Origin of the sequence: Natrinema sp. 1APR25-10V2, assembly GCF_031626495.1 — an archaeon.
Classification (GTDB): Archaea; Halobacteriota; Halobacteria; order Halobacteriales; family Natrialbaceae; genus Natrinema.
Genome location: NZ_JAMQOJ010000010.1, coordinates 41,742 through 53,514, shown reverse-complemented (window position 1 = coordinate 53,514; position 11,773 = coordinate 41,742). Strand labels below are relative to the sequence as shown.

The window sequence follows — 11,773 nt, the reverse complement described above, 5'->3', positions numbered from 1 at the left end:
GCCAGTGCTGGGCGTCGATTAACCAACACCCTGCGAGTAGCGTCGAGGTTCGTTGGTTAAGGCAGCGAGCTCTTGCAAGCCCGACGCCAGTCTCGATGGGGGTCTTTCCGCGCCAGCGAGCGGTGAGGCGCTTCCGATGGAGCAAGAGTTCAAACAGGGCTACCGGATGCATCGTATACTCAGTAATCTCAACCGACTCGACGTCGACCGATTGGACGACGCGGATCGAGAGCGAGTCGAGACCGCGAGAGACCTCCTGGAAGAGGTAAGCCTTCTCACGCGGCCGGGCGACGGAGCCGGGGCGGACGCCCACGCAGATTCCTAACTGGCGTCGCCGGCCACGCCTCGGGAGGCACCTCTCGCGTCAGTTTATCGCCCCCGACAGGGGTGCGGGGGCGACCCCGTGAAGTCCAGACATGGCGACACTGCAAGCTGCGACGACGTCGACTGGTGCGATCGTATCGGATCCGCAGGCAGTCCGCGAGCTCTGTGAGAGCTACTGCTTCGGGACGCTCGACTGGGAGGTGACCGAAGACGGAGAGCTCACCATCTGGGGGTACGACGACTTCGAGGTGTACGAGGCGCGGGAGAACGGCCTCCCGGACTACGAGGGTGGCATCGTGACCCACGAATTCCTGCGAGAACTCGCCGACCACCTCGAAGCCGACGAAGAGTTCGATATCCAGACAGCGGGGTTCACCAAGTGCCGCTTCCCAGTCCTGGCGAAGCGGTACGTCGTTCGCGACGGCGAAGTCCTCCACGCGGACCTCAGTTCCCCCGACCCGATCGACGAGTAGCAGTAGTTTCCGATACTGTTTCTTTATTTAGAGTGAGAGCTGAAACAGCTGGTCAGTACAGAGCATAGATGCATCAGAGCGGTCACTACAGGGACGTGAGCAAACGGAGTGAAAACGATCTCCGGCAGTTATATTGGATTAATTAACATTTGCGGCGTCTTTCCACTGGTTCATAATGTCGTTGCTAAGACGGCCAGAGTCGTACTGGAAGCGTTTCCCCGTTTGGACGCCTTCGGCGACCTCTTTTACGTCATCGGCATAATCCGGATTCCAGCCTTTTTCAGCGACTAACCGGGCTCTGATTGCTTCAGGATCGAAGCTGATGCCGTTGCTATGGAGGGTTTTGAAGATCTCGATACAGGTAGCACGATCTGACGAATGCGTAATCCCAGTCGAGGTGTTGACCAATGCATCGAGCGTGTCGACAGCTTCCTTGGCGACCGGATTATCGATTTCTGGTGCATCGCCACTCGCATCTGATTGGAGTGCTGACGCGCCCCAGGTATCGATCCAGAACTGGACGGTGTCCTTCGACCAAGGCACGACGAGCACATCGGTCACACCATACATTCCGTCAATCTTGTCCAGCAGGTCTTTGTCTGGGTAGATAGCAAGGACAGGACCGCTTTGCCACCCCGATGGATCAATCCGTTTCGTCATCAGCTGGATCTCTGCTTCACCGACGCCGACCGGCTTCTTTTTATTCAACGCCTTTGCTGCCTGGTCACCGATCACAGTAGATACGACACCGTCCAGCTGCTTTTTCGTGTTTACTGCCAAGACAGCATCTCGTTTCTCTTCATGCTGCTCACCGAGCTGTTGCACCCACGCGAAGGCCAGTTCGACAGCCTCCTCATTTGGCCCCTCGGAATCGATGAACCAAGATGTCCTGTCGTTTTGACTCATAATTCGGTACTTCTCAGCAACTCTTGAAAAATCAGGTGGGTATGTCTGATTGAGGCTGCTCTCCTACGACTTATAATACTGGTCTGTGAATACTTGCAGTGATAGGATGTCGGTTGGGCAGTACGTGACTGAGCGGTTCATCGGGAAGCTCATCCTTGCCTGGCTTGCTGCCTTGATTCTCGCAGGGATCGGAACCGTCTATACACCTTTTTCGCTCGTGGAGATTGCTGGTGTGATCGGTATGTTAGGCACTCTGGGTATTCTAGCGATCCAAGTCCACAACACGTCGAACAATAGAGTCGAGTCGGAGGACGCTGGCGAGTACGTGGACGGGACTGATCGGTCCGATACCAGTGACGATGTGGTGAATGGGGATGGAGATGGGGCATCGACGGAGCATGACGTAGGTGCGACAGAGGGGTTATCGGCGACCGAGCGGCGGGTCCAGAATGAATTGATCCGTGAGTCATATCGTAGGTTTACAGAGCAGCCGTTTACGTTCTGGCCGAGTCCACAAGGTGAACGGCTACGCAGCTATCTCAACGATGAATTCGAGGACGTTGATGAGGACGTGATCGATAAGGTGTGGCGGTTCTCAAAGGATGATGGGTTCTTCAAGCGGCGGCCAGGGAAGCGGTCACTGACGATTACACCGACGACGCTGTGGCGAGCAAAAGAGTTGGGTGAGGAACTCTTGTTGGATGACGCGGTTCAGGATGAAATCCTGGACGTGTTACTCCAGTCATACCGATCGGAACCTACCTATCCACGGGTTGATCGTGACGAGTTGATTGAGGCAGTGGGCCGGTCGTCAGACGTCGTGGATCATAACCTCTGGTTGCTCCGAGAGAAAGGATACGTCGAGACACAAGCCTACATCAATTCGAGTGACGGCGGGTACAGTGAGGCGGAGATCACCAAGCTCGGGCGGCAGGTCAGTCAGTAACCCACTTCAGTTGAATTGACGTTCAAGGAACCGCTGAGCCGCAGTCTGAGACATAACTTCCCACGATGGGAAATCCGTGTGCTCGTCGACATAGGTATCGAACTCATCCTCCGGGATGGCCTCGAAATCGTCCTCGTCCTCAACATCCCATTGACTTGCCTCAAGCAACGCTTCGAAAGAGTCGAATTCTGTGTACAGCTGCATGAACTCCTCTGTGAACAATTGCTCGAACGGGATCTCATTCTGCTCGTTCATCCGGAGCCCTGACTGCTCCTCTAACGCCTTCTCTATGTTCTTCTTGAACTCGCCGGCGTCAATATCCATACACGCATTTACACTGACTTCGTTCAAATAACTAAGCAATTCTACTTACCGATTTAGCCGCCCCGATTTCACTACTCATCCCGAATAAAGAAGCCTCGATAGCAACTACTGGTAGCGTTGTTCGTCCCCCGGGAGGGGTGCGGGGCGATCCAGTCGCGGTCGCCCTGTGAGGTGATTGCTCGATGGGACATCGCGCACTTGTTGCGTACGAACGCACGGACGGACAGTACACGCTCCACTACAGCCATTGGGGCGCAGCGAACCTGAAGCTCAAGCACCGAATCTCGGCTGAATCGCCGTTCGGTGGCGACGACACCGACTCTAAGTGGGCGAAACAGCTCCTCGCAGAGCTTGCCAATGGCCTCGAGGCAGATGCGGTCGACGGCTACCTCGCTGGCGAGGATCGACCGTCGACGGTCGTCGAACCGAAGCCTCGTGCCACCGGGCTCACCCTCGACAGGATCGTCGCTGACCATCTCGACTACCTCCACCACGAGGCGTTCTTCGTGGTGTCGACGACGTTCGAGGTGACCGCCTATCGGACGCTGTGGTTCGGGCTCCAGTACGACTCGGAGACGGTCGAACAGGGAGAGACAGTCGGGAACGGCGCGCTCGCGACGGTGCGCTGGTACGACGGCGAGCCGGTCGGCGACGGCCACCTACAGGGCCAGTTCGCGGCCCTCAAAGACGTCGTCGGCGATATGCTCGACAAGGGCGTCTTCACGCCGTCGACGGCGAGACAGTACCTGAAACGGAAGCTGGCCGAGCGAGTTGGAGACCGACAGGAGCTGCTCATTCCGACCGGAGAGTCACCCTTCGAGAAGGCGAGCCTGAACCACTCCTAGTTCGATCTGCTTCGTGACAGGTCCTGTTTTTCAGGGGTCAGAATGGGTGAGCCCCGCCATAGGCTCGTGATTCGATGACCTCAGACGACGACCCGTTTCACGACTGCGAGTTGGACCCCGAGGCGATCCTCGGGACACACACCTTCGAAGACGTCCTGTTCACCGACGAGACGGAAACCCCGGTGAACGTGCTCACCGGCGAGACACCGGCACATTCGCAAGCAACCGTCGAGGAAGCGAAAGAGTTCGCTGCGAGTATCGACACGGAGACGCCCCAAATCGCGCTCCCCGCATCCGTCGAGTCGCAGGTCGAAACCCAGAGCAAGCCCTACACGGCAGCCGCATTCTTCCACTTCAAGGCAACTGGCTCGCTCGCACGCCACCGTGCTTACCACGCCGCCTACGAGGCGGACGCGTTCGCCGTCGACTTCGAGGCCGACTACGAATCGGGCGACCTGACTATCACTGTCGAACGAGCGGACGAGGCCTGAGAATCCGTCGTCACGAGGAGAGTTTTTCGAGCGCCGGCGATGGGTGCCGGCGCAGCTGGAGCGAGCAACGACCCCCGGTGCGTCGGCGTTTCGAGGTGTTCGAGATGCATATGGTGATATACGCACTCGTAGAGGCATCGACGCACGACGACGCCCTGGCCACCGGAAAGTCGGTGTTCGACCGCCTGGTCGGCGTGGACCCACACACGCCGGCGCCGTCTTCGATCGAAGTCACCGTAACTCTCAGAGCCAGACGGCGTCGCCAACATTCAAATACGAAACCGGGGATACCCGGGAGCGCATCGATGGGCGATAACGATCTCGAAGCCGTCGAGGACGCCCGTGAGGGACTTCAGAGTCTGTTGGTCGAACAAGCACAGGCAGGTGTTCCAGAGCAAGTCCTCGTCGGGATTCTCCGAGAACAGGCCGCCGAGATCGAACAGTTCGGCTACATCCCGCGCCGGTGGGAGCAACCCGACCAGCAGGAAGTAAGCAAGTGATGAAACGGACCAATACTTTCGAGGTACGTCCCCTCTCCGAGTCGGATGAGGCCCTCCTACAAGACGTCATGGACGCGACGGCGAGCTTCTGGAACGAGCTGACCTATGCCCGCCGCCAGCGGTTCTTCGATGACGAGAACATCTGGGAGACCGATGAGTTTCGCAGACAGTACAAAGGCCAACTCGGCGCTGCCGGCGTCCAGACGGTGACACGAAAGAACAACGCCGCCTGGAAGTCGTTTTTCGCGCTGTTGGAAAGCTGTGAAGACGCGTCCCCACCGGGCTACTGGGGGAATCAAGAGGACGGGCGAGATCTCCGGCTGTTCGTTCGGAACGATTCGTACGAGATCGAGTGGGGCGACTACTCCCGGGTCGAAATTCCGGTCGGCCAGGATCTCAAAGAGAAGTATGGACTGGGGTACTACGAACGGCTCCGGCTGGAGGTGCGTGGCGATCCAAAGTGGTCCGGCGAACAGGGCCGACTGGAAATTCAATACGACGAGGTTGAAGACACCTATCGAGCATATCAACCAGTCACAGTCGACGACTCGGAACTGGGTTCACCACTGGCTTCCGAAGAAGCCGCCCTCGATCTGGGTGCCAACAACCTCGTTGCGTGTACGACAACGAATGGGGAGCAGTATCTCTACGACGGTGAGAAGCTGTTCAAACAGTTCCGATCGACGACCGAAGAGATCGCGCGCCTGTCGGCCAAGCTGCCGCCAGAGCGGGACACGAGCCAGCGAATCCGCCGGCTCTACCGCAAACGCTCCCGCCGGCGGACCCATGCCCAGAAGGCCCTCATCCGTAACCTCGTTGAACGATTGCACGACGAGGGGATCGCAACGGTGTACATCGGCGACCTCACCGGCGTCATCGAAATCCAACCGTCCCCTGAAATCAACGAAAAGCTGGAGAACTTTTGGGCGTTCAAGCAGTTCGTCGATCAGCTGCGGTCCGTCTGTGAGGAGTATGGGATCGAGGTAGTGGAGAAGAGTGAGGCATGGACGAGCCAGACGTGTCCGGAATGCGGAGAGCAGGACGAGACAGTTCGGCATCGAGAGACGCTGACCTGTCCCTGCGGGTTCAAGGGACACGCCGATCTCACAGCCGCAGAGACGTTCCTCCGGCGGAACACCGAGCAGCAAGTCAGGCCGATGGCGCGGCCCGTGCGGTTCCAGTGGGACAATCACGAGTGGCGTTCGACCACAGACGCCCCTGAGCTCGGGACAAATCCCAACGAACAGCGCACAAACCCGTAAGTCACTCCCGTGGACCATCGTCCAGCGTGGAGGATCCTTACTTCAAGGTGGACGTCAATATGTTACATTCGACGAGGACGAGAGAATTGGCGCAATCAGGGAGATTGGCCCTATTTGATTAAGAGGAGTACGCAGTGTTGTATTCAGGCGTCTTTTGCTGAACTGGCCACACAGTGTACTTGCGAACAGACCGCCGATGGTTACTCTCTCCCATCAATAGGGTCGAATGCATTCTCCGACGAAGGGAACTCCCCGTTTTGAACGTCGTCCACATACGTTTCAACTGCATCTTGTACAATCGTACTGAGGTCAGCATACTGTTTCGAGAGTTTGTATGATTCCCCACTCAACCCCAGTACATCAGTAATGACCAACACTTGCCCATCAACGTAGCGGCCAGCACCAATTCCGATGGTAGGAACATCAACTGCCTCTGTAACCTGTTTTCCCGTTTCCTCTGTGACCGCCTCGATAATAATCGAGAACGCGCCAGCCTCTTCGATGCGTTTTGCAGTCTCGACCAATGCCTCAAGTGTCGCTGAACTCTCGTCACCGCGACCTTGCACGTATCCGCCCCCGATTTGGTTCATCCGCTGGGGAGTCAACCCGATATGGCCGACAACTGGCATCCCAAGTTCTGTGAGGCGTTCAATGATCTCGATCGTCGTTTCTCCATACGGAGCTGTCTCCAGTTTCACAGCGTCAGCGCCTGCTTCTTTCATGAACCGGCCAGCATTATTGACCGACTCTTCGAGCGAGGTGCCATAGGAGAGAAACGGCATATCTCCGATAACCATGGCGTCCTCGACAGCTCGATCGACGGCAGCGGTATTCGACAATGCTTCGTCGAGCGTCACCGGGAGTGTATCATCGTATCCCAAGTGATTGTCGCCGGCACTATCCCCGACCAAAATCATATCGACGCCGCCATTATCGACTTGCCGCGCTATCGGGGCATCATACGCCGTCAACATCGTGAGGGATTCGCCGTTGTCGTACTTCTCGATGATATCAGGGATTGATGTGCGGCCCATGGTCGACCACTTACATCGCTATTGCTTAATGTTCCTTCCATCGCTTCTGTACTGGCCGGATGATAGATCATCTGTACTGAGCGAATTTATCCTTCTGAATGAGGCCTGTTCCGTACTGCCTCTGAATCATCGTCTTCTCCGGTAGCTGTCTATTCGCGCCAGCAAGAGAATGGCGCGCGTCGGTGACTGTACCGACGGGCGTTGGAGTGGTTCAGATGCATATGGTCATCTACGCGCTCGTAGAGGCATCGACAGAAAACGAAGCACTGGCTGCGGGGAAAACGGTGTTCAATCGGTTAGTCGGCTCTGAGCCGCATTCTTGCGCAGTATTCGACTATTTTGTGACCTTCGATGAGGAGGACACGTCCGTTGCGGGGAAGGCGCGATGGGGAGAGTTACCGACTGCAGCCCCCGTCGACTCCGATGACGGCCAGGACCTGCTCGAGCGTGGCTGGGAGGCGACGAAGGAGGAATTCGAGCGTAATATCGACCGGGTAAAGGAGGCCATCGACGAGCTCTCCGACGAGGAGATCATGCGCGACGAGGACCTCGCCCGGCACGCCTTCCACCAAGTCGGTGCGTACGACGGCCCGACGATCTTCCTGTACACCGAACACGGAACCGGCATTCGCCACCGTGGACAGTTGGACCGACTCCTCGAGGAGAGTGAAGAGCTATGGATCGTGCCCGCTGACGTCCATTTCTGAATAATGCCTCGCATCACCAACTGGCGACGCGAGAGCCGCTCGCCGACGCTTGCGTATCGGAACACCGAGACCGGTGCGCGAGCCGTCCTGCATCGAGCCCCGGACTCCTACCGGTACAAGTGGCGCGGGGCAATTCTCGTCGACGGCTACCCGGTCTGGTCGCGGGGATACGAGACGAAGGATGCGATGTCGTTCCGTGACGAGCTCCGGGAGCGGCCCGCGCCGGACCTCAACTGCCCAGAGTGTCCGAACGACGACATCCTCGTCGGTGAGAAGACAGCTGATGGAGCGAAGGTACAGCGCTGGTACGACTGTCCGGACTGTGGGTACGAAGCCCCCTCGCGCATCGTCTACGGCGCCGAGCGGTGAGTGGGTGAGCGCTGGGCGCTGTTTTTCGGCCGGGCACGAGGTGGTGGCCCGGTACGACCGGGTTAGTCAACCAATGACCCTCGAAGTACTTGACCGACACAGCGAGGCACTGTTCGAGTTCCTCTGGTGCCCCGTCTGCGGGCAGGAGGTCTTCACTTACATCCCCTTCGAGGGGGTGTTCTGCAAGAACTGCAACACCCAGGTCGAACTCCAAGAATCTCGAGAGACACGCGGCTACGAGGAGGCCGTGCTCGCCTGTTTCGATACTGCCACGACCTGGAACCTCCACGTCGACGAGAAACTGCGTCGCGACCTGCCTGATGGGTCGGCGCGCGTGAAGATCCTCGGCGCACCGGGCGCCTACAAGGTCGACTGGTGGAGTCCAGAGCCGGGTGAGGACTGGAAACCTGTGGAGCGTGGAGAGTTCGACGACGTCGCCGAGCCAGACGAGGTGTCCCATCTTGCGTAATGACCTTGTTGAAACTCACTCCGAGACAGATTTCAGCGACTCTGCGAATTGAGCATGCGAATATCGCCTAGACAGAGAGTCAATCCACGTCAAGAATAATTAGTCACCGCAGGGATACACTTTCAATGGTGGGGCCTGCGCGCAGTGGCAGAAATCACAAATGTTGCCAGTCTGATTTACAATGCGTGAAGGGTGGTCTTATTATACTGTAGTACAGATGAAGTCTCAATGGCTGTACTCAGCTGCCCGTTTTGCGCAGAGAGCGAGCCTACATGGGCCGATCTTGGTGATCATCTCTGGCATGAACATCACCCTTCTAGCCAATCTCAAGATTGCCCCGGATGCGAATACCCCCTCAAAAAAGAGAACATCACCTACCATTTACCCTGCTTCTCAACCATCGAAGCAGAAACTATCTGGACCAACCTAAACGTCGATAGTGGAATTTGCCCAATTTGTGGTGAACTCCAATACTCAGAGGAAGAGACTCGCGATCACATTAGTACTCATTCAGCAACCGAACGAAAACAGTTCCTCGGGGAGAATCCCACATGCACAATCTGCGACGAACCTCCAGGTTCACCCCAAGGACTGAATGGCCATCTTACGTGCTTTGGTGAGAAATTCTCAGTCGAACCAATTGAGGCCGGGAACAACCGTTGTCCATACTGTGAATCCTATTTCGAGCACAAAGGTGCTGTGAGATGGCATATTTGGCGTGACCACTTCGAAGCCGATAGCTTCACTACCGAATGCCCTCACTGCAACGAAGAACTCTCGTACGGCGATCTAAGCAATCATTTGCTTTGTTCTGATGAGGATATTCATGGTCCGTCTATTTCCCAGTTGGTATCGTTCGCGCCAGCAGAGTGCTTCATCTGCGGTCAGGGCTTTCTAAATCCTAGTGTTACGGAGAGGCACATTCGGTCATCACATCTCCATTCGATCACTAGAGTGAATACCTGTATCATCTGTGGAGATGCTATACAGCATGCTGAAGCACATTATCCGTGCCTTTCGAGAGAAACGGAGAACGAACTCCCGACCAAAAACAAGACGACGTGGGCGTGCCCGCAATGCAATCATTCGCCTAGCGATCCGGATAAGCTATTCTCGCATATCGAATCTAGCCACGAATTGGATTTATTTTCCACCGGTGACTGTCAAGTATGTTCGGAATCCCTTAGTGATCTTTCGGATCACAATTCGTGCTTGTTGACCCTCTCTGGGTTCGGAAACATAGGCGAGATTGATTCGGATATTCAAATACCTACAACCACAACAGCGCGTCCCTCCAAAAGCACTTACACAGCGGAAAACCCCATAGCGGAGTCAGATACCTATGAGGTTTTCAAAGATATGCAGCGGTTCCTTCACCGGGAAAAGCACTCTAAGGTTAAAGAAACGTGGGGTAATTACAGTAATTTACCAATTTCGAGACTTTCTCGAAAGGAAGAGGTGCTTAGGAATTTATTCCCTGGTGGGAGAGACCCTCATCCAGATAGCGATTTCCAATTCAGATTCCATCATGCTCCTTCTAGGGAAACGAGGGACCTCCGCCATAAAACGTACATTCACGACGGTGACGAAGTGATATTTGGGAGCGTCGATGGCGACACCACGCTGCCTATGAAAGCTCAAGTTGAGCATGTCGCAGACGATGGTGTTTACATCTCCCCGAAGCCGGAAAGAAACTTTCACGAGAGCGAACTTGAACACTTATTCACCGAATCCGGGTCATTCCATATCGTTCAATTGTTGAACGCGGTACCGTACGACAGAAAAAAGAGCGCGATCGATGCGGCGAAGCGAGACGAGGACACGATAGAGCTGGTCAGTGGAAGGAAACCACTTGTAGAATACCCTCGTTCGATTGGTGAGATATACGCACAGGATCTGAATGAGTATCAGAAGAAGGCTGCTGGACGAGCCTTAGGCACGAACGATGTTTGTTACATTCAGGGACCACCAGGAACCGGGAAATCGAGAACACTCACGGCCATTATCAAATTAGCGATTGCTCGAGGAGACCGGGTTTTAGCTTGTACTGACTCAAACACGGCGATAGATAATCTCTTGATCGGAGAGAGTTCTGAAGGCGATATAGATGAAAGTAGTCTACATGCATACGAGCAGGAAGTTTCCGAAGTGACCATTTCTCGTATTGGCTCGCGTTCAGACAGTGATATTGTTAAAGAGAATTACACAGGAATCGATCCTGCTGAAGCTGATCTGGTGGCAGGAACGACCAGTGCAGCTGCGACGTTGAACGTTAATCCCTTCGACCTGGTGGTTGTGGACGAAGCGACACAGGCCGATCAACCGTCTACGCTGATTCCGTTCCTTCAAGGCGATCGAGTGGTGCTTGCTGGTGATCAAAAGCAGCTGCCTCCGTTCTGTGCTAATGATTCATCAAAAGAAGAGGAGATTCACATCTCGCTCTTCGAGCACCTGCTGAATGTTTACGGCGAGCACATCGCCACGCAATTGTCGAAGCAGTACCGAATGAACGAAGCGATCGCTTCGTTCCCGAACAAACAATTCTATGACGATGCCTTGGAGCACGGGGAAGAAAACAGGACCTGGACCGTGGATGGGTTAGACCCTGTAGTCGGGTACGATGTCTCGAACAACGAGGGTGTCAAAGAGGAAACTGGGTCTAAATATAATCGTGGCGAAGCAGGATTGATAGCGACTGAAGTAGTTCAGTTGATAGACAATGGTGTCAGCCCATCTGATATTGGTGTGATCACTCCATATAATGCGCAGATAACGAAAATCGATAACGCATTGTCGGATGCTGGTGTGGGGGATGCCGAGAGTGTAGAAATTAATACAATTGATAGTTTCCAGGGCTCTGAAAAAGAAGTGATCCTCGTTTCGTTTGTTCGAAGCAATGACTGGCATGGAACTGGATTTCTCACTAAGCCAGATGAGGGAGAACGGCGTCTCAACGTTTCTCTTACCCGTGCCAAGAAACGAATTGTCATCGTTGGCGATTTCGACACTCTTGGTACCGTTGCAGATGGAACTGATCCGGAAGGTTCGTGTGCCTATGTGTATCAGGACCTCCGCGACCACTTGGAAGAAATGGGGGCTCTGAAAAATTGAACTTGGACCAAA

The 11,773-nt window shown here is 55.3% G+C and carries 14 protein-coding genes; 11 read left to right on the top strand and 3 right to left on the bottom strand.

Annotated elements, in window-relative coordinates; translation table 11 throughout:
• Positions 1-136: 136 nt before the first annotated feature.
• Positions 137-325 carry a hypothetical protein gene (locus tag NDO75_RS25575; RefSeq protein WP_049908471.1) on the top strand — a complete coding sequence of 63 codons (189 nt, stop codon included), beginning with the start codon at positions 137-139 and terminating at the stop codon, positions 323-325.
• Positions 326-416: 91 nt separating this feature from the next.
• A complete protein-coding gene (locus NDO75_RS25570) occupies positions 417-797 on the top strand; it encodes a hypothetical protein (RefSeq protein ID WP_026046123.1) in 381 nt (126 codons plus the stop codon).
• A 138-nt stretch (positions 798-935) separates the two neighbouring features.
• Here NDO75_RS25570 and NDO75_RS25565 read toward each other — a convergent pair whose 3' ends face one another.
• A complete protein-coding gene (locus NDO75_RS25565; protein ID WP_310909404.1) occupies positions 936-1,703 on the bottom strand; it encodes a DUF1889 family protein in 768 nt (255 codons plus the stop codon).
• A 106-nt stretch (positions 1,704-1,809) separates the two neighbouring features.
• Here NDO75_RS25565 and NDO75_RS25560 point away from each other — a divergent pair, with 106 nt between their 5' ends.
• Entirely contained in the window at positions 1,810-2,649 is an 840-nt protein-coding gene (locus NDO75_RS25560; RefSeq protein WP_310909403.1) for a hypothetical protein, read from the top strand.
• A 6-nt stretch (positions 2,650-2,655) separates the two neighbouring features.
• Here the strand turns inward: NDO75_RS25560 and NDO75_RS25555 are convergent, their stop codons facing one another.
• Complete coding sequence (locus tag NDO75_RS25555; protein ID WP_173862854.1) at positions 2,656-2,973, bottom strand: hypothetical protein; 318 nt, start codon at positions 2,971-2,973, stop codon at positions 2,656-2,658.
• Positions 2,974-3,155: 182 nt separating this feature from the next.
• Between NDO75_RS25555 and NDO75_RS25550 the strand changes: the two genes are divergently transcribed.
• The 4 genes from NDO75_RS25550 to NDO75_RS25535 all read left to right on the top strand — a co-directional run bounded on the left by NDO75_RS25550 (position 3,156) and on the right by NDO75_RS25535 (position 6,071).
• Entirely contained in the window at positions 3,156-3,818 is a 663-nt protein-coding gene (locus tag NDO75_RS25550; RefSeq protein WP_310909402.1) for a DUF6735 family protein, read from the top strand.
• A 74-nt stretch (positions 3,819-3,892) separates the two neighbouring features.
• The gene (locus tag NDO75_RS25545; RefSeq protein WP_310909401.1) at positions 3,893-4,309 is read left to right on the top strand and encodes a hypothetical protein; all 417 of its coding nucleotides are present in this window, start codon (positions 3,893-3,895) and stop codon (positions 4,307-4,309) included.
• A gap of 305 nt (positions 4,310-4,614) precedes the next feature.
• Positions 4,615-4,809 carry a hypothetical protein gene (locus NDO75_RS25540; protein ID WP_310909494.1) on the top strand — a complete coding sequence of 65 codons (195 nt, stop codon included), beginning with the start codon at positions 4,615-4,617 and terminating at the stop codon, positions 4,807-4,809.
• Positions 4,809-6,071: a transposase gene (locus NDO75_RS25535; protein WP_310909400.1), complete on the top strand. Its 1,263-nt coding sequence runs from the start codon at positions 4,809-4,811 to the stop codon at positions 6,069-6,071. The genes NDO75_RS25540 and NDO75_RS25535 overlap by 1 nt, the downstream gene beginning before the upstream one ends.
• A gap of 200 nt (positions 6,072-6,271) precedes the next feature.
• On the opposite strand, the gene panB is transcribed toward NDO75_RS25535, so the two are convergent.
• Entirely contained in the window at positions 6,272-7,105 is an 834-nt protein-coding gene (panB, locus tag NDO75_RS25530) for a 3-methyl-2-oxobutanoate hydroxymethyltransferase (RefSeq protein ID WP_310909399.1), read from the bottom strand.
• Positions 7,106-7,320: 215 nt separating this feature from the next.
• On the opposite strand from panB, the gene NDO75_RS25525 reads away from it, so the two are divergent.
• The 4 genes from NDO75_RS25525 (at position 7,321) to NDO75_RS25510 (ending at position 11,761) form a co-directional block, all read left to right on the top strand.
• Positions 7,321-7,812: a hypothetical protein gene (locus tag NDO75_RS25525; protein ID WP_310909398.1), complete on the top strand. Its 492-nt coding sequence runs from the start codon at positions 7,321-7,323 to the stop codon at positions 7,810-7,812.
• 3 nt (positions 7,813-7,815) lie between these two features.
• Complete coding sequence (locus tag NDO75_RS25520) at positions 7,816-8,181, top strand: hypothetical protein (RefSeq protein ID WP_310909397.1); 366 nt, start codon at positions 7,816-7,818, stop codon at positions 8,179-8,181.
• 73 nt (positions 8,182-8,254) lie between these two features.
• Entirely contained in the window at positions 8,255-8,650 is a 396-nt protein-coding gene (locus NDO75_RS25515; protein ID WP_310909396.1) for a hypothetical protein, read from the top strand.
• A 1,215-nt stretch (positions 8,651-9,865) separates the two neighbouring features.
• The gene (locus NDO75_RS25510; RefSeq protein WP_310909395.1) at positions 9,866-11,761 is read left to right on the top strand and encodes an AAA domain-containing protein; all 1,896 of its coding nucleotides are present in this window, start codon (positions 9,866-9,868) and stop codon (positions 11,759-11,761) included.
• Positions 11,762-11,773 lie beyond the last annotated feature (12 nt).

Bases quoted from the DNA above. Each gene is read 5' to 3' on its own strand.
- panB (WP_310909399.1), bottom strand. From the start codon at position 7,105: ATGGGCCGCACATCAATCCCTGATATCATCGAGAAGTACGACAACGGC.
- NDO75_RS25570 (WP_026046123.1), top strand. From the start codon at position 417: ATGGCGACACTGCAAGCTGCGACGACGTCGACTGGTGCGATCGTATCG.
- NDO75_RS25515 (WP_310909396.1), top strand. From the start codon at position 8,255: ATGACCCTCGAAGTACTTGACCGACACAGCGAGGCACTGTTCGAGTTC.
- NDO75_RS25555 (WP_173862854.1), bottom strand. From the start codon at position 2,973: ATGGATATTGACGCCGGCGAGTTCAAGAAGAACATAGAGAAGGCGTTA.
- NDO75_RS25535 (WP_310909400.1), top strand. From the start codon at position 4,809: ATGAAACGGACCAATACTTTCGAGGTACGTCCCCTCTCCGAGTCGGAT.
- NDO75_RS25550 (WP_310909402.1), top strand. From the start codon at position 3,156: ATGGGACATCGCGCACTTGTTGCGTACGAACGCACGGACGGACAGTAC.
- NDO75_RS25525 (WP_310909398.1), top strand. From the start codon at position 7,321: ATGCATATGGTCATCTACGCGCTCGTAGAGGCATCGACAGAAAACGAA.
- NDO75_RS25545 (WP_310909401.1), top strand. From the start codon at position 3,893: ATGACCTCAGACGACGACCCGTTTCACGACTGCGAGTTGGACCCCGAG.
- NDO75_RS25575 (WP_049908471.1), top strand. From the start codon at position 137: ATGGAGCAAGAGTTCAAACAGGGCTACCGGATGCATCGTATACTCAGT.
- NDO75_RS25565 (WP_310909404.1), bottom strand. From the start codon at position 1,703: ATGAGTCAAAACGACAGGACATCTTGGTTCATCGATTCCGAGGGGCCA.
- NDO75_RS25520 (WP_310909397.1), top strand. From the start codon at position 7,816: ATGCCTCGCATCACCAACTGGCGACGCGAGAGCCGCTCGCCGACGCTT.
- NDO75_RS25540 (WP_310909494.1), top strand. From the start codon at position 4,615: ATGGGCGATAACGATCTCGAAGCCGTCGAGGACGCCCGTGAGGGACTT.
- NDO75_RS25560 (WP_310909403.1), top strand. From the start codon at position 1,810: ATGTCGGTTGGGCAGTACGTGACTGAGCGGTTCATCGGGAAGCTCATC.